Genomic DNA, 18,106 nt, shown 5'->3' on the forward strand with positions numbered 1-18,106 from the left:
AAGCCGGGATTGGTATTTATAAAATCTAATGTTTTATTAGTTAGATCTTAGAATCTGTAAGAAAGTGAAGCTGCCCAAGTTCTTCCGAATCCGAAATAAACGTTGTTGCTAACATCTAGACCTTTGTAGAAATTATTAGAGTTTGCATTGTAAGCATCTAGCAATGCTTGTGCCTGCGCATCTGTATTTGAACCAGTTTTGAAATCTGAGAAAGTTTTCTTCACTGATGATCTTAAATCTGAAATATATGTAGTGTCGAATAAGTTATAAATATTCGCTGTAACTATTAGTCTGCTACCATTTTTCAAATTAAATGTATAAGAAGCTCCAATATCAGTCAGATTATAAGAAGGTGCTTTTAAAGATCCTTTTTCTGCTCTCGCAGCAGGTATAATTCCATCATTAATGATATAGCTATTATTAATACTAAATGTTCCGTACAAATTATCATAATATCTCCATGTCCCGAAAATATCAAGATTTTTAACAGGCTTAACTGTCGCTCCTATTGCAGCAGTTGTTTGTGCAGCATCCCCAACTTTTAATCCATCCAAAGCGAGAACAACTTCATCTTTTCCGTTTGTTGTAACTGGATCACCATTTACGTCAGCTATCCTTCCTGTTGGGTTGTTTTTGTATTTCCAGTTGCCTAAAGAGAACATTCCGTTGAACTCTAACCAGTTTAAAGGTTTGTAGAACGTTTCTAATTCAACACCCATGTGAACTTCTCTTACACCTGTCAAACTTGCAGTACCATTTGTGGCGGTAGTTCCGTCAGCATTAGGGTAGGTAATACCTGTAACACGAACGAATCTGTCTTTCCAATCTGTATAATATGCATTTACATTTGCTCTTAGTTTTCCGCTTTTGAATCCATAACCAACTTCAGCAGAAGAAACTTTTTCGTTTCTTAGATCTTTGTTTTCAATCTGTTGATACAAAGAACCAAATGTTTTTGTTGGCAAATTATAAGGGAAAATAGCATTTTGATTTGGCTGTTTAGAGTAGATACCAACATTTACGAAAACATTATGTTGTTCGTTGATATTATAATTCACACCAGCTTTTGCGTTATATCCGAATCTGAATTTTTGCTCTGTCTTTTGGTTTACCACTTGTCCTTGTTGTGTAGTAGATATACCGGTAGGAACGGCAGATATTCCATCCCAAACCCATTTATCAATTCTTTGGTTGCTCTGCTCAGATGCAGAACCCTGTACGAAAGCCGAAATTTTATCATTCGTATATTCTAACTGTCCAAAAACACCACCCCAAAGAACTTTACCATCATAATTTCTGTATACAATCTGTGACTTGTCTTTCACAGCAGCTGCAAAAGGGTTCGCTGAAGGTTCTGCAGCATATGATTGTGTCACCGTGTAGTATGGGTATTGATTGTAGTTTCCTGCTTCGCGGTATTCTCTGTTTCCTAAGAAATCAGTAACAAGACCTGGGTGATATCCATAATAGTATCTTGCATCCAAACCTACTGAGAAATTCCAGTTCTCATTAACTTTATGTTGGAAATTAGATAAAATTCCGTACCAGTCATGGGAATTTACACTAGCTCTCCTAGTAATACCGTTTGAACTTGTACCAACAAATGGTGTCTTATTATTTGCTCCAAAATCAGCAACTGTCTGTCCAGTATTCCAAGCGTAAATATCATCAAAACGAATCAATCCATCTGCTGATTTTGGTAAAGCATTAATACCTTTTCCATTAATAGAACCTAAAATTCCGGTTCCGCCACCTCTACCCCAAGAAGCATATCCTACTGTAGATAATTTTGATTTTTCAGAAATATTCCAATCCCAGTTGATGGATGCAACCGGCTTACTATAATAATTTACAGATTGTGAAAATTGCTGACCGTTTAAATATCCCCAGTTTGAATTGTATTTTCTATTTGGCTTATCAGATAAGACTCCATCTAATATACCATCGCCCATATCTAAATCTGTTTTGATGGTGTTATTGAAAGTTTGATTATGCCATTGTGGAGCCCCTGTAAAGGTAAATTGGAAATCGTGTTTTTTATTTGGTTGATAACCTAAAGCAAAATAATAGTTGTACGCTTCAAAATCAGATCCATCTATGTACATTGCTCCAGCTGTTCTTGACATTAAAAATGATGTCGACCAGCCTTTTGCGGATTTTCCTGTATTATAAGAAAATAAAGTTTTAAGATAACCATCATTACCAACGCCTAGAGTTACATTACCTTCTCTCTTTTTATCCGCAGCTCTTGTAATAATATTAATTGTACCTCCAACAGAAGCAATTGCTAATTTTGAAGCTCCTAAACCTCTTTGTATTTGCATGGCAGAAGTTACATCAGAAAGCCCTGCCCAGTTAGACCAATAAACAGTACCTCCTTCCATATCGTTAACGGGTACTCCATTAATCATTACAGCCGTATTGTTAGTGTCAAAACCTCTAACGTTCAAGCGGCCATCTCCAAAACCGCCGCCTCCTTTTGTAGCATAAACAGATGGAGTTGTCGATAAGATCTCCGGAAATTCCTGATTTCCTAATCTCTGTACAATCTGAGCTTCTTTGATTGTTGAAACTGCTACAGGAGTTTTTCTCTCTTTCGCGATATCAGCAACACCTGTAAGTACAACCTGTTCAATATCTTTGGACCTTGTATCAGTAACAGTATCCTGAACTTGTTGAGCGTAATAGACACTAGCTGTAGATAGCGTAATTATCGCAGTTAGCATCGATTTGTTGATTAATTTCATAATCGTTAGTAATAGTTAGATTTAAATTTTCTGCAAAATTGGTAAAATAAAATTTAACTAATATTAACTATATGTTAATTTTTACTCGATCTTAATAAGTATTATATTTCTGATTTACAATGTGTTGAATAATAATCGACATTTCATATGAAAAAAATCACATTATTGAATTTTTAACAAAAAGCCTTTGTTTTTATTAAAAATTCAACGTTATTTGAGGGCTTTGAGGCTTAGATCCATATTTTCTGCTGAATGGGTGAGGGCTCCGGCAGAGATGTAGGTTACGCCTGTAGAAGCTATTTCTTTAAGCTGTTCACGGGTTATTCCACCGGATGCTTCGGTTTCGCAGGAGCCGTTGATCAGCTTTACAGCTTCTTTCATTGTAGCTACATCCATATTGTCAAGCATGATCCGGTCTACTTTTGCTTTAATAGCTTCCTGTACTTCCTCGAGGTTTCTGGTTTCTACTTCGATCTTCAGCTTCTTTTTATTCTTTTTAATGTAATCCTTTGCCATTTTTACGGCATTGGTAATGCTTCCGTTGTAATCGATGTGGTTGTCTTTCAGCATAATCATATCATAAAGACCATACCGGTGATTGGTTCCACCGCCGATGGCTACTGCCCATTTTTCACAAATCCTGAAATTTGGGGTTGTTTTTCTGGTGTCCAGAAGTTTGGTTTTTGTACCGACCAGCCGCGAATCCCAATCGTGGGTAAGGGTTGCAATTCCGCTCATGCGCTGCATGCAATTCAGGACGAGCCTTTCGGTGGAAAGAATAGACCTTGCACTTCCTGTTACGATAAAGGCAATGTCGCCAATTTTTACGGCATCACCGTCTTTTACAAAAGTCTCAACTTTAAGGTTTTTGTCATAAGTTTTGAAAATAATCTTCGCCAATTCAACCCCGGCAATGATACAGTCTTGCTTTACCAGAAGCTTTGCGCTCTGTTCAAGATCTTTCGGAATGGTGGACAGCGTAGAGTGATCGCCATCCTGTATATCTTCTTCCAGAGCATTTTTGATGAATTGCTTTAAAGCTTTATCGGTGACGTATACGGGTCTTTTCATATTGTGTAGTGCTTTTAGACTAAATCTTTATTATAAAATGCTCCTTTATTCTCTTTCATTTCCATTGATTGGGTAATGATGAGGTGAGCAACGGTTGTTAAATTCCTAAGTTCCGAAAGTTGCGGAGAAAGAATAGAGTAGTGGTAAATTTCATTCACGGCAGCCGCGATTTCCTGATGTTTCTGAAGCGCCATATTCAGGCGGCGGTTGCTTCTCACGATGCCTACCAGGTCGCTCATCATCTCCTGTAGCTGTTTTCTGAGGTAAGAAACGATCACCATTTCATCCATGATTTTCATTCCTTCTTCATTCCATTCCGGAACGGCTTTCAGGTCATCAAAGTTGAAATTGTTTTCTTTTAATAGCTCAACGGTTTTCATGGCAGCGTTATGACCGAATACCAGGCCTTCAAGCAGTGAATTGGAGGCGAGTCTGTTGGCTCCGTGAAGTCCCGAGTTGGTACATTCTCCTACTCCGAAAAGATTTCTGATGGAAGACTGTCCGTCTTTATCGACTTCAATACCACCCATCAGGTAATGGCATGCCGGAACCACGGGAATCAGTTGTGTAAAAGGATCGATTCCTTCATCTTTACATTTTTTGTAGATATTCGGGAAATGCTCGAGGAATTTCTCGTGATTCATTTCACGGCAGTCGAGTCCTACGTATTCATCACCGGTAATCTTCATTTCGGCATCGATGGCGCGGGCGACGATATCCCTCGAGGCAAGTTCTTCGCGCTCATCATATTTATGCATAAATTTTTCACCTCTCTTGGTTCTTAATTTTGCACCGTCTCCGCGCACGGCCTCCGAGATCAGGAACAGCATGCCGTCGATCTTGCTGTACAGTGCCGTAGGGTGAAACTGGTAATACTGCATGTTCGACACCTTGCCTTTGGCCCTGGCTACAAAAGCGATTCCGTCTCCTGTGGCAATGGTGGGATTGGTGGTGTTTTTATAAACATGTCCGGCTCCTCCTGTGGCAACGAGTGTTATTTTAGAAGTGATCTTCTTTATTTTTTTAGATTTTTCATCCAGAATATAGGCGCCGTAACAATGGATGTCTCCTTCGTTAAGCTCTTTTCCTGGAACGTGGTGCTGCGTGATGATGTCGATGACATAATGGTGGTCGAGAATCTCAATGTTTTCACTTTTATTGGCTGTTTCCAGCAAAGCTCTTTCGATTTCGAAACCTGTAATATCTTTGTGATGTACAATCCTGTTTTCGGTATGGCCGCCTTCTCTTCCCAATGCGAATTCGCCGTTCTTCATATCGAAATTGGCACCCCATTCCACGATTTCATTGAATCTTGCGGGTGCTTCGGTGACGACCATTTTCACGACATCGCGTTTGTTTTCACCGTCTCCGGCACGCATGGTGTCTTCAATATGTTTGTCGAAATTGTCATTTTTAGAATCCGTAACGACTGCAAGGCCACCTTGTGCATATTTGGTGTTGCTTTCATCCTCATCAGATTTTGTTACGATTATTATTTTGGCATCAGGGAGCTGCTCAGAAACTTTTATGGCATAGGAGAGTCCCGAAATTCCGGAACCGATTACCAGTACATCCGCTTTTATCATATCCTTAGTTTAAGACAATTGTCTAAATAATTAAATAAATTTAAACAATTTTTCGTTTGGTTTTCTTACTTTTTTCATGTGCTGGAAATGATCTTCCTGCGATCGGTAACCTAATGCGAGGGTGACGGTTACTTTTTCGGTCTCCGGATTTATGTCTAAAATTTCTTCGATAAGATCCTGCCGGAAGCCTTCCATGGGACAAGTGTCTACGTTTTCCATCGCTGCGGCATACATAAGATTGGCCAGGACGATGTAAGACTGTTTTTCTGCCCAGTTGAAAATTTCATCATGTGTTTTTTGATTAATATGCTGACTGATGCTGTTTCTGAAGGGATCAAGCTTCTCCATGGGAGTTTCTCTCACATCCGAAATGTGACGGAAATAGCCGTTGATGTAGCTTTCATCCAATATTTTTTTTGAAATGATAACGACCAGGTGTGAGCATGTGGAAATCTGGGACGGATTGTAAAACGCCGGAATCAGTTTTTCCCGCATTTCTTTGCTTTCTGCCACAATGATTTTGTAAGGCTGAAGACCCAGAGAGCTTGCCGATAATTTTCCGGACTCCAGGATATTTTGCAATGTTTCCGGAGGGATGATTTCGGTGTTAAATTTTTTCACAGAATATCTTCTGCTTAAAGCTTCCAAATAATTCATATCACAAATTTAAGAATTGAATGTGAATTAATCCGGTTTAGCAATTTATTTTTAAATTAAAGTCTGTTTTGCCTCAAATACATCGTCTTAATGAAGATCGGCAAAAGGATTTATAAGTTCGGAGAGTAAATTTTCAACTCTAATAAACCGGATCGGGCCTGTGGCTTTAACCGGTTGCACCCAATGGCAATGACCGGACAGTACGGATGTTATGATCCGGATCACAGCATTAAATAAATACAGGACTGTTTAAAATGTTTGGTTAAAATAGCCGGCGGGAGGTCGTGGAGATTTTAAAATACGTACTTTTGATATTAAATTTTATCTTCAACATGAATATAAAGATCCTTTGTTTCTTCTGTTTATTCTTCTTCGGTGCTGCAAAATCTCAGGAGGTTTCCGGTAAAAAGATTGTGAGCGATACCCTGGCTTATGCCAAAAGGTTTGAAACCAATAAAGAGAAATATCTCGGAAAACCATTTTCCCTTTTGTTAAAAGATATGGTCCAGATGCAGCCTAAAACATCAAAATCTGAATTTAAGGAAGATCGTAATGATCCGCTGCCCAGCACATCTTTTACCTTTTCAGATAAAGAGCCGGGCTCCGCAAAAGAAGTGACGATGATTCTGAAGTGGAAACCTGACGATTCACCGACCACTCCCCTGGAATTCTCGGAGCAGGAACATAATTATCGTTTTACCCCTTCCGAAAAGAACTTTCTTGAAAATAGGATCATAACGGGTATCAATGTCTACAGAAAATAGCTCCTCAACATACGTCTTAAGTTTTGGTTATTTACCGTTAAACGCAGACATTGTATTATTAATTCCTGCAAAGACAAACGAAAGACTGGCTTTTGAAAATTTTTCAATTCTTTCGGGAAGGGCTGCATTTTCTTCCTCGTTCCAGGTTCCGAGCACATAATCTACCTGCCTGCCTTCCGAGAAATCTGCCGAAATTCCGAATCGCAGCCGGGCATAGTTTTGTGTCTGGAGAACTTCATTGATATTTTTCAGTCCGTTGTGGCCGGCGTCAGACCCTTTACCTTTCATTCTCAGTGTCCCGAATGGCAGTACCAGGTCATCCGTAATGATCAGCACGTTTTCCAAAGGAATGTTTTCTTTCTGCATCCAATATCGTACGGCGTTTCCGGAGAGATTCATGTAAGTGTCCGGTTTCAATACCAACACTCTTCTGCCTTTATATTTACCATCTGCCATCCATCCGAAATTAGTGGTCTGAAAGGGTGCTTCCAGCGTTTCCGCGATTTTATCAGCTACTTTAAATCCTATATTATGTCGTGTGTTTTCGTATTCGGCACCTTTGTTTCCGAGGCCTACGATTAAATATTTCATTCGGGAAATTTTCTGCAAAATTAAGGTATTCAAACAAAAAACTCAACCTTGGAAAAGATTGAGTTTAATATTTATTTTAAAGATTATTCTTATAAAGGCTTATAAATGTAGTTGATGCCATATCCTTTTTTCATATACGTCTGGGCATCGTAGTTGTAATTGGTAGAGGTTATGTTTATTACGGGAACAACCGGGATAAGATCGGTGATCGATTTTCTTGCGGGGCTGTTCGGTGATAATATCCAGCTGTCTATATCATTCTGTTCGGTGGATAAGATTCTTGAAATCTTATATTCTACAGGAAGCAGCGTAAAAGGATTGATCTGAGAATCATAATTTGTGAATTCATACGCATACTTTGTATTGACTGTCCCATGTACGCCTCCCGACATTGGGCCATAGCTTCTTACTACTTTCGATACATTGTCTCCGGCGTATTCATAGGTAGTTTCCGAAAAATTCGTATAGGCGAATTGGGTGCCGGGAGCTTCGTCTCCGGTTTCCATGACAATTTTATTAAGCTTTGCTGTTGTAGAGCTGTATGTCAGTTTGTAAAGTGTTTTAGACTTTCTAAGGAGTACCCATGGTCCCGGAGGAACGGTAGGAGGGGTGCCCGGAGTTCTGTTGTATACCGAGCGGTTTTCAGAAACAGATTCCAGCCTTCCAGTGCTTCCGTACATGAATTGCTGCTCGTAGGAAGTACTGTCCAGATCAAGAGTACCGTTATTATCCGAATCAAGAAAACCCTTAAAGGTAACCCTGCTGATTTTATTACCACTGTACTGTACGTCGGCAACAGAAGCTTTTCTCATCGTCACCTGTGACATTTGAAGGCCATTGTAATAATATGTTGCCAGTGTATCAGTGTCTGTAATTTCTCTGTACAGTGCTCTGGCACCGTTCAGTCCGCTGGTTTCATTGATGTCAAGAAGCGGATTTCCGTCTTCATCTGCCAGGTCTTTACATGAGTGAATGGCAGATATACCAGCTAAAAGCAAAATAAAATAAAAAAGTCTTTTCATTCCAAAGTGGGATTATTTATTTTTCCACAAATATAATTTTTTTTTGAATAAAAATCATATTTTAATTCATTTTCCGATAAAACTATTAACCATAAATTGTACTTATAGCGGTTTATATACATATTTTATCATTTGGCTCTGATCGGAAACCGGATAACTTTGAGAATCATACAGGTATCCTTTCGGTATACTGATTGGCGGGGCGGCAGGATTCTGTGCCGTGATTTTTCCAACGTTGTTGAATGACAGTGAATTAAAATTAATCGGGAACAGTGTACCCGTAATCATAAAATATTCTTTTGGTAAGGTGGTATATGGATTTATCTTTGCATCATAATTGTCGTACGTATAAGACACCAGGCTGGAAGTCGAAGGATCGGGGTTTGCTCCGTTCATCAGCATGGTGGTGTAATCTAATCTTGCGACATTTCCTGCTGAGAATGTAAACTTGCTTTCAATGTAATGGGTGTAGTCAGCACTGCCTCCCATTTTTTTCTTTTCAACAATTCTGTATAGCTGTCCGTTCGCATCATAATAAACCGTGCAGTCAGTGTGGTTGCTGAATGCCATTAAGGTCTGGTCCATCGTAAATCCTGATAATTTGCCGGCGGTGTAAGAAAGGGTGTATGTATTGTCTACAACATGGGGCGTAACATTGTCCTGATACTTGATGGTAGCGATTTTATTTCCGGAATACGTTATCGTAGCAGTAAGCGTATTGGTGCTTCCTACATCCCTGATAAATGCCTGAGAGAGAACTCCCGCATTGGTAATGTATTCTTCCATGGCTGTATTTCCGCTTGTGATCTTACTTAAAATTCTTGGTCCTGTGATGGTAGCTGCTCCTCCCGAACTGCCATTATTCTGATTAGGCGGATCCTCCGTGGTATTGTCGCACGAAATGGTAAAACCCAGCGCTATTGCGGCAAGGGATGAAAAAAGATACTTTTTGATCATACGTTATTAATTTAGTTCCAAATATAAAAGATTTTCTTTGAAGGTGGAAAAGACTTATTGATAAGACTGAAGTACAGACGTAGTAAGTATAGACTGTGACATATCTGTGTTGAGGGATGTGGTGTTCACCGGAACTCCTACTCCCAGTTTTCCTGAATTTAAATTTCTTTTGGTACAGGCTGCTTTTACCGAATAATTATTTTTGGGAGGAACGTTTGCTAATGTTGCATTCAGATTAAAAATCTTATAAGATCCTTCCGCGCCCAAGATGACATCTGTTCTTACGGCCTTTAGTTTATTATCAACAAAAATCCCGCAGGCAAAGCTGATGGAAGAATTTCCGTTCTGAGTTTTCTGCGCGACGGTCTGAAAGGTGAAGACAATTTTATTAACCGGATTACTTACCGAAAAAGTATCTTGTGTTCCTTGTAATACAGCCCATACATTGGTGTCGAGGGTCAGGTTTTCTTCGTATGGGCTTGTAGAGCCGTTTGGTGAAATGAATTGTGCACCATTCTGGTCCGATCGCGTATTAACGAAAAACATTGACATGCTTCCCTGGCCGTCGGCAATTTTTATTTCTTTCCAGTCGTTTACCTGAAGTGATGAATTATGGTGAAAAATGGTTCCGGCTACACCCGGGTCTCCTTTCACATCATTTGTGCCGCCTACCCTTAGTGAGCTTCTGAGGTTAAGGTCTCCGTTAATGTCTAAAGTTCCCACGGGATTTGCGATTTTAATGCCTATCTGTGCCTCTGATGTTATAAAAAATGTCGTTAAAATGATAGTAAATATTTTTTTCATATTTAATTGATGATGGTGTTAAACACTTGAGGAACTTCGTAAACATCAACTCTGAGTGAAGACTGCGAGATGAAGCTGTCGATGTTTGTCGCCACATTAATGCCTATTCCAAGTGTGGAAGTCGTGTTGTAAGATTTAAGCCTTGCGCAAGCAACACTGATGGTATGGCTCCCCTTTGCAAGGTTGTCGATCATACCGATCTGGTTATGGGTAATAAATGGATAAGACGCTGAGCTTGCCTTAATATTGCCCAGTCTCATATTGGCCAACTTATCATCGATAAAAATCCCGCAACCGTAATCTATTGAGGAATCGGTGTTTCCAACTGGCAGGAAATCAGCATGAACTACTGTTTCGAACTGAAAATATACTTTACTATGTTGACTATACGCTTCAAATTGTTGTGACAACGACGGAATTTTTTTAAATAAATTCATCGAGCTGAAGTTGGCATTTTTTACAAAAGAGGAAGATATAGTCGATCCATTCGTGGAGTGCTCGGCTGAGGTGAATTTAACACCGACCCTGTCTGAGAAAGAATTGTTATAAATGAGGAAAAACTTATTCTGCTCATAATCAGGAATGCGGAGGCTTTTCCAGATGGGAGGATAGCCTTCACCCTGAGACACCAGAACCTGGTCGTTGGTTCCTTCAGTAATTGTCTGATTCGATGTATTTAAAACCGATAATTTTCCCCGTAGGTTCATATCGCCATTGACGTCAAGGACTGCTTTAGGAGACTCTGTCTTTATTCCTATTTGTGCGGAAATTAAATATCCTGTGACAACGGCTGTCAATAGAATTATTTTTTTCATTCGTTGTTTGTCTTTTTTGTTTAATAGGTAATAAACTCAATGATATCCATCTTGAATTCAGATTCTAAAATAAACGGATTCGAGGGATTCGATGGGCTGGAAGGATCAGCAGGTGGTATGTTTCGGCCGATCGCAAACTTGCTGTTCTCGTTGGTTGGATTGATCTTTCGGCAGGCGACACTGATCTCGTGAAGTCCGGCGGGAACATTCTGTTCGGTATAATTCAGGGTGAAAATATAATCCTGTAGTCCATTCTTTTCAGTATTGTTGTTGGTTGATATTTTGTCGGGACGCACAGCGACAAGTTTTTCGTTCCTGAAAACGCCGCAGGTAAAGGTAACGCTTTGGATGACAGATGAATTGGGAGCCTGCATTTCAACCCCGGTCTGGAACTGATAAGTAATTCTGTTGTTACTGTTTTTTATTTCAATAGAACTGCTTAAAGCTTCCAGTTTTATCCATTTTCCGGTAACCGTATTATTGATGTCATCTCCTGTATTACTTTTATATACCCCATCTCCGTTATTTGGAAAATTGGTTATCCCGGCCTGGTCTGAAAACAGGTACGAATTGGTCAGCTTGTATTGCCCGGTTTCTACAAGGGGCACATTCAGGGATTTCCATGTGGGAGGCTGTCCTTCTCCCTGAGAAACCAGCACCTGGCCGTTCAGTCCGGGGTTACCCACTGTGGAAGAAGTGCCGCCTAACCGAAGTTCCTTCCTTAAAGTTGTTGTTCCGTTGATATCCAGAACAGCATTGGGTGACGCTGTTTTAATACCTACCTGTGCATTAATGTATAATATAGGTATCATGATCATTAGTAAATTATAAATATTTTTTTTCATAATAAGCGATTGCAAATTTAAATAAAAATTGCAAAAAAAATATAATCTTTGCCTGAAACCGGCAGTTGAATGCCGGTAATCAGGTCAAAAAAATTAGAATTATTTTTAAAAAATTTACGTCAATCAACCTTAAGCATCGATTTTAAAAGGAAGTTTACCTCGTCTACATTATTCACTTTATCTTTTCTCATCATCAGCTGGTTTCCTTCTTTCCCCATTTTCTCTTTCAGTTGGGCTTGTGCCGGGTTTTGAGTGAGATAGTTGATGATATGTCTGAATTTACTGGTCTGATAAAATTTATCCTGAGGGTTGCCTGGGAAATATCCCAGAAACACACCGTTTTTCATGACTATTTTCTCGAAACCGATCTCTGCGGCAAGCCATTTTAGACTCACACTCTTCAGGAGATTGACGGCTTCTTCAGGAAGATTCCCGAAACGGTCTTTTAATTCAGATTCAAACTGTCCGAGGCTCTTTTCATTGTCGATCTCGGCCAGTTTCTGGTACAGCAATAACCTTTCTTCGGTGTTGGAAATATAGAAATCCGGCAGCATGAGTTCCAGGTCGGTATCTATATTGATGTCTTTTGTTGTTTTAAAGAGTTTGTTTCTTTCTTCTTCATTTTCAAACAGGTTTTCAAATTCCTGGTCGTCTTTCAGTTCTTCCAGGGCTTCCTGCATTAATTTCTGATAGGTTTCAAACCCCATCTCATTAATAAAACCACTTTGTTCGGCGCCCAGCAAATCTCCGGCTCCACGTATTTCCAGGTCTTTCATGGCAATCTGGAATCCGCTTCCCAAATCAGAGAACTGCTCGATGGCTTCAAGCCGTTTTCTGGCATCGGATGTCATCATATCGTACGGCGGTGTGATGAGATAGCAGAATGCCTTCCTGTTGCTTCTTCCGACCCGTCCTCTCATCTGGTGAAGGTCTGCCATTCCGAAACGTTGCGCGTCATTGATGAAAATAGTATTGGCGTTCGGAACATCTACACCACTTTCAACAATGGTTGTGGAAACCAGTACGTCATATTTGCCCTCCATGAAATCCAATACATTTTTCTCGAGCTCTTTTCCTTCCATCTGTCCATGGCCTGTGATCACTCTTGCATCGGGAACCAGACGCTGTATTAAGCCTGCAATTTCTTTAAGGTTTTCTATTCTGTTGTTGATGAAATAGACCTGGCCGTCACGCTGCAGCTCATAAGAAACGGCATCCCGGATAATTTCTTCATTAAAGCCTACCACTTGCGTGTCTACAGGCTGCCTGTTCGGGGGCGGTGTTTTAATCACGGATAAATCCCTTGCGGCCATTAAAGAAAACTGCAGTGTTCGTGGAATAGGAGTCGCGGTCAGGGTAAGCGTATCCACATTGCTTTTTAGTGTTTTTAATTTATCCTTTACGGAAACTCCGAATTTATGTTCTTCGTCAATAATCAGCAGTCCCAGGTCCTTGAACTTGACTGAAGAGCCGGCCAGCTGATGGGTTCCGATTACGATGTCTACTTTTCCGTTTTTAAGCGCTTCGATGGTTTCGGATTTTTGTTTCGCTGTTCTGAAACGGTTTATGTACGACACATTTACCGGAAAATCTTTAAGCCTTTCTTTAAAACTTCGGTAATGCTGGAAAGCCAGGATGGTCGTAGGAACGAGCACGGCAACCTGTTTACCGTCTGTTGCCGCTTTAAATGCCGCACGAATGGCAACTTCGGTTTTACCGAAACCTACGTCTCCGCAAACCAGCCTGTCCATTACCGTATCGGCTTCCATGTCTTTTTTTACATCGATCGTGGCTTTTTCCTGGTCCGGAGTGTCCTCATAGATAAAGCTCGCTTCAAGTTCGTTCTGCAAATAAGAATCGGGGCTGTAGGCGAATCCTTTAGCGGTTTTCCTCTGGGCATAAAGTCTGATCAGGTCAAAAGCAATCTGCTTTACTTTTGCTTTGGTTTTTTGTTTTAAAGACTTCCAGGTTGGCGAGCCGAGTTTGCTCAAAACCACTTCACGTCCTTCCGGGCCGTTGTATTTTGAGATTTTATGAAGAGAGTGAATGCTTACATACAGCAGGTCTCCGTTTTTATAGGTAAGTTTAAAGCATTCCTGAATTTTCCCGTCATTATTTACTTTCACCAACCCCATAAATTTACCAATACCATGATCAATGTGGGCTATATAGTCACCTATTTTAAGAGACATCAGATCCTTCAGGGTAAGCTGTTCTGATTTGGCAAATGTATTTTTGGCTTTATACCGCTGATAACGGTCGAAAATCTGGTGATCGGTATAGACAAGAAGTTTATGGTCGTGATCCACAAACCCTTCGTGGATCTCAGATTTAAAACTTTTAAAGGGAAGTTCATGTTCGAGTTCCTCAAAAATAGACTCAAGCCGTTCTTTCTGCTTTTCTCCGGAAAAAGAAATCCACGTGTCAAAACCGCTGCTCTGCTTTTCTTCCAGATCTTCGATTAATAATTCGAAATTTTTGTGAAATGATGGCTGCGGGATCTGGTCTATTTTTATTTCCTTAAGCTCGATAAGCCCTTCAATCGGAACACTCCCGAAATCAATGGTTTTGAATTTTTTATAATCAAATAAAAACTCCTGATCAGAAATGAATAGTTCCTGAGGTGTCCTGTGGGCAATATCTTTACTAAGGGTTTCATATTTTTCCAGGGCTTTTTCGTAGAAGGCTTTAAGCTTCTGCATCCCGATGATCCCGTTTTTAGAAACCACAAGGCTTTCCTTAGGTAAAAGCTGCAACAGGGAAACCCGGCTTCCGGTTACGGTAAAATTCATATTCGAAACCAGCTGAAAGTCTTTTACCTTATCGATAGAAAGCTGGCTCTCGATATCAAATGTCTTAATGCTTTCTATTTCATTTCCGAAGAACGTAATACGGTAGGGTTTTTCATTGGAAAAGGAAAATACATCTACAATCCCTCCCCGTACCGAAAATTCCCCGGGCTCCGAAACGAAATCGGTCTGCTGAAAATTATAGTGGTTCAGCAATTCGTCCACAAAATCAAAATCAAGCTGGTCTCCCACTCTGATATGATGTGATATTGCTTTGAAATCTTCTTTTTTAAGCACTTTTTCCGACAAAGCTCCTGCATAAGCTACAATAACTTTTGGGGATTTTACCGAATTGATTTTATTAATAGCTTCAGTCCTTAACACCAAATTTGCATTCTGTGTTTTTTCCACCTGGTAAGGTTCAAGGTGTGTTGCCGGAAAATATAGTACTTTATCCTTCCCGAGAAGATCTTCCATTTCGGTACTGGCATACAGGGCATCTTCTTTATCATCAATAATATAAAGTAAATGCTTGTTGCTGGTAAGAAAAAGCTCTGCTGCGAAGATAGATACTGCTGATCCCGCGCTCCCTTTTACGGAAAGATGCTGGTTTTGGTCCAGCTGACTGAAAATTTCTTTTCCGAATTCTTTCTGAAGCAAATCCGGAAGAAGCTTTTCGCTGATGGTTTTTAACTGCATAAATAAATTCTGTATAAACGGCAAAAGCGATTTCGGGAGTTTTCCGAAACCGTTTGATCTATACAAAGATACAACATATTAATCTTTTAGAAGAAATGTGCTTTTGCATGATATTCTTAAAAAGCCTTTTAAATCATAAAATTCATTAAAATCATCCCTAAAAAGTTAAAAAATATTTCACTTTTTTGAATGGCACATTGTTTGAAAAGTGAATACTACCAAAAATTAAAAGAAATAATTATTATGAAAAAAGCAATCAGAATTTTAGGAATGTTCATGCTCATGTTCTTTGTAGTCACGACCATTACATCTTGCAGCGACGACGACGATCCGGCAAACAACGACTTCTTCGCCGGAACTTACAAAGGTAGCATCGGCTACACCGACGGAGATCAAAACACCAACATCGACAACGGGAGTGTATTTGTAACCAAAATTGCCAGCGGGACCAAATACAACTTCGCTTTTTCCAACGGAATTCCCGATCTGAACGGGGTTGAGTTCAACCAACAGGGAGATAACACACTTGTAATGGTGGGGTCTACCGCAACATCTTACATCAGAATCGACAATAATGAATTAAAAATATTATATATAAAGGATGGTAAATCATGGAGAGCTAACTGCACGAGATAACCAACTTTTCATACATGATGTTAGAACCTGCTTTCTTCAATAAGGAAAGCAGGTTTTTTAATGATTGTATATTACGATTTAATGTTTTTTTAAGCTGTGATAAACTTTAGTTAAGTTTCTGAAATACAAATTTTAAGTGACATTTTTACCTACCTTTGACTCAACAAAACAGCAAAAAACAAATTCTATGAAAAACTTATTATCTGCATTGTCCATCGTCTTGGGACTTGGCTTTGCAACAGCCCAGCAAACCGCTCCGGCGAATGCCAATACCGCTCCGCAGACTGTAAAAGCTACGAAAACAGCAAAACCGGCCGCTGCAAAAGCTAAAAGTGATGCCGCACCTGTAAATACAAAAATGAAAAAAGACGGTACGCCAGACAAAAGATATAAAGAAAACAAGAAGCTGAAAAAAGATGGTACCCCAGACAAGAGGTACAAAGTAAACAAGTAAACTCAACAATAGTTGTTATTTTCATAATCAAATTTCGAGAACCGGTGGATACTCATCCCGCCGGTTTTTTTATTATATGGTAGGAAAGATTCCTCAGTTATTTTATAAATTTGAAGCATGTTAAACTTCCTAAAGAAAAATATCGCTTTGCTGTGGGCCAGAAAGCATGTGCGTGAAGCTGAAGAATTCAAAAAAAATGCTGCGGAAAACCAGGAAAAATTATTGTTTTCCCTGATAGACACCGCTAAAAAAACTCTTTTTGGGAGGGAGCATGATTTTGAAAATATAACCTCCGTTTCCGATTTTCAGCAGAAAGTAAGAATTTCAGATTATGAAGATCTGAAGCCATATATCGAACGGGTAAAAAAAGGACAGGCTAATATTCTGTGGACGGATATCCCCGAATATTTTGCCAAAACTTCGGGAACAACTTCCGGTTCAAAATATATTCCCATCTCTAAGGAAGGAATGCCATATCAGGTAAAAGGCGCGCAGAGTGCTCTTTTTCATTATATCGCTCAAAAAAACAATGCCGATTTTGTAAACGGTAAAATGATCTTTTTACAGGGAAGCCCAGAGCTTGAGGAAGTTTTCGGAATAAAAACAGGCCGTCTTTCAGGCATTGTGGCGCATCACATTCCGAAATATCTGCAAAAAAACAGGCTGCCAAGCTGGGAAACCAATGTAATGGAAGACTGGGAAGCCAAGGTCGACAAGATCGTAGAAGAAACCGAAGCGGAAAACATGACGCTTATTTCCGGGATTCCACCGTGGCTGATCATGTATTTTGAAAAACTGTCTGAAAAACATGGAAAGAAAATAAAGCAGATATTCCCAAAGCTTCAGCTGATTGTCACCGGCGGAGTTAATTATGAACCCTACCGCGATAAAATGGAGGAGCTTCTGGGAGGTAAAGTGGATATTGTACAGACATTTCCTGCGTCTGAAGGTTTTTTTGCTTTCCAGGATGATTATACCAAAGAAGGTTTGCTGCTTTTAACGAATCATGGGATATTCTATGAATTTGTCCCGCTGGAAGAATATGGTAAGCCTGATGCAAAGAGACTGACTTTAAAAGAGATTGAACTTCACAAGGATTATGCTTTGATTTTAACGACCAATTCGGGACTTTGGGCGTATTCTATCGGAGATGTCGTGAGATTCATTGATAAAAACCCGCACCGGATTCTGGTGAGCGGAAGAACAAAACATTATACCTCTGCTTTCGGCGAGCATGTCATTGCTTATGAAGTAGAAGAAGCTTTAAAGGCGACCCTGGAAAAATATCCTGCACAGATCACGGAATTCCATCTTGCTCCTTATGTAAGTCCTAACGAGGGGCTTCCATATCATGAATGGTTCATTGAATTTGAAAAAGAACCTGAAGATCTGGAATTATTTAAAAATGAACTCGATATCCAGTTGAGAAAGCGCAATTCTTATTATGATGATCTTATTTCAGGAAATATTCTTCAAAAGCTGCAGATTGCCAATCTGAGAAAAAATGCTTTTCAGGAATATGCCAAATCGCAAGGGAAACTTGGCGGACAGAATAAAATACCGAGACTCGCAAATGACAGAAAAATTGCAGAATTATTGGAAATTTATAAACTTTAGGCATATTTTTTTAATTCCGGAAACATATATTCGAAAAAAATTATAAATTTGG

15 protein-coding genes are annotated in these 18,106 nt (G+C 39.7%); 4 read left to right on the forward strand and 11 right to left on the reverse strand.

Going from position 1 to position 18,106, the window contains the following annotated elements; translation table 11 throughout:
* Positions 1-47: 47 nt before the first annotated feature.
* The 4 genes from AC0N32_RS03065 to AC0N32_RS03080 form a co-directional block, all read right to left on the reverse strand.
* The gene (locus tag AC0N32_RS03065) at positions 48-2,747 is read right to left on the reverse strand and encodes a TonB-dependent receptor (protein WP_476392401.1); all 2,700 of its coding nucleotides are present in this window, start codon (positions 2,745-2,747) and stop codon (positions 48-50) included.
* Between the two features lie 210 nt (positions 2,748-2,957).
* A complete protein-coding gene (nadC, locus tag AC0N32_RS03070; RefSeq protein WP_476392402.1) occupies positions 2,958-3,818 on the reverse strand; it encodes a carboxylating nicotinate-nucleotide diphosphorylase in 861 nt (286 codons plus the stop codon).
* Positions 3,819-3,832: 14 nt separating this feature from the next.
* Positions 3,833-5,404 carry an L-aspartate oxidase gene (gene nadB / locus AC0N32_RS03075; RefSeq protein ID WP_476392403.1) on the reverse strand — a complete coding sequence of 524 codons (1,572 nt, stop codon included), beginning with the start codon at positions 5,402-5,404 and terminating at the stop codon, positions 3,833-3,835.
* Positions 5,405-5,434: 30 nt separating this feature from the next.
* Complete coding sequence (locus tag AC0N32_RS03080; RefSeq protein WP_476392404.1) at positions 5,435-6,061, reverse strand: NAD(P)H-dependent oxidoreductase; 627 nt, start codon at positions 6,059-6,061, stop codon at positions 5,435-5,437.
* Between the two features lie 332 nt (positions 6,062-6,393).
* Between AC0N32_RS03080 and AC0N32_RS03085 the strand changes: the two genes are divergently transcribed.
* Positions 6,394-6,825: a hypothetical protein gene (locus AC0N32_RS03085; protein ID WP_476392405.1), complete on the forward strand. Its 432-nt coding sequence runs from the start codon at positions 6,394-6,396 to the stop codon at positions 6,823-6,825.
* Between the two features lie 27 nt (positions 6,826-6,852).
* Here AC0N32_RS03085 and pth read toward each other — a convergent pair whose 3' ends face one another.
* From pth to mfd, 7 genes are all read right to left on the reverse strand, one after another.
* Positions 6,853-7,416, reverse strand: a complete 564-nt coding sequence (gene pth, locus AC0N32_RS03090; RefSeq protein WP_476392406.1) for an aminoacyl-tRNA hydrolase — start codon at positions 7,414-7,416, stop codon at positions 6,853-6,855.
* 89 nt (positions 7,417-7,505) lie between these two features.
* Positions 7,506-8,438 carry a hypothetical protein gene (locus AC0N32_RS03095; protein ID WP_476392407.1) on the reverse strand — a complete coding sequence of 311 codons (933 nt, stop codon included), beginning with the start codon at positions 8,436-8,438 and terminating at the stop codon, positions 7,506-7,508.
* Between the two features lie 102 nt (positions 8,439-8,540).
* A complete protein-coding gene (locus AC0N32_RS03100; RefSeq protein WP_476392408.1) occupies positions 8,541-9,395 on the reverse strand; it encodes a hypothetical protein in 855 nt (284 codons plus the stop codon).
* Positions 9,396-9,449: 54 nt separating this feature from the next.
* Positions 9,450-10,199 carry a hypothetical protein gene (locus AC0N32_RS03105; RefSeq protein WP_476392409.1) on the reverse strand — a complete coding sequence of 250 codons (750 nt, stop codon included), beginning with the start codon at positions 10,197-10,199 and terminating at the stop codon, positions 9,450-9,452.
* Between the two features lie 2 nt (positions 10,200-10,201).
* Positions 10,202-11,014, reverse strand: coding sequence for a hypothetical protein (locus AC0N32_RS03110; RefSeq protein ID WP_476392410.1), 813 nt, complete (start codon positions 11,012-11,014; stop codon positions 10,202-10,204).
* A gap of 20 nt (positions 11,015-11,034) precedes the next feature.
* The gene (locus tag AC0N32_RS03115; RefSeq protein ID WP_476392411.1) at positions 11,035-11,826 is read right to left on the reverse strand and encodes a hypothetical protein; all 792 of its coding nucleotides are present in this window, start codon (positions 11,824-11,826) and stop codon (positions 11,035-11,037) included.
* Between the two features lie 152 nt (positions 11,827-11,978).
* Positions 11,979-15,347: a transcription-repair coupling factor gene (mfd, locus tag AC0N32_RS03120; protein ID WP_476392664.1), complete on the reverse strand. Its 3,369-nt coding sequence runs from the start codon at positions 15,345-15,347 to the stop codon at positions 11,979-11,981.
* 243 nt (positions 15,348-15,590) lie between these two features.
* On the opposite strand from mfd, the gene AC0N32_RS03125 reads away from it, so the two are divergent.
* The 3 genes from AC0N32_RS03125 (at position 15,591) to AC0N32_RS03135 (ending at position 18,054) form a co-directional block, all read left to right on the forward strand.
* Entirely contained in the window at positions 15,591-15,983 is a 393-nt protein-coding gene (locus tag AC0N32_RS03125) for a hypothetical protein (protein WP_476392412.1), read from the forward strand.
* A gap of 187 nt (positions 15,984-16,170) precedes the next feature.
* The gene (locus AC0N32_RS03130) at positions 16,171-16,437 is read left to right on the forward strand and encodes a hypothetical protein (RefSeq protein WP_476392413.1); all 267 of its coding nucleotides are present in this window, start codon (positions 16,171-16,173) and stop codon (positions 16,435-16,437) included.
* 117 nt (positions 16,438-16,554) lie between these two features.
* Positions 16,555-18,054, forward strand: coding sequence for a GH3 auxin-responsive promoter family protein (locus tag AC0N32_RS03135; RefSeq protein WP_476392414.1), 1,500 nt, complete (start codon positions 16,555-16,557; stop codon positions 18,052-18,054).
* Positions 18,055-18,106 lie beyond the last annotated feature (52 nt).

The organism is Chryseobacterium endophyticum (genome assembly GCF_056333165.1).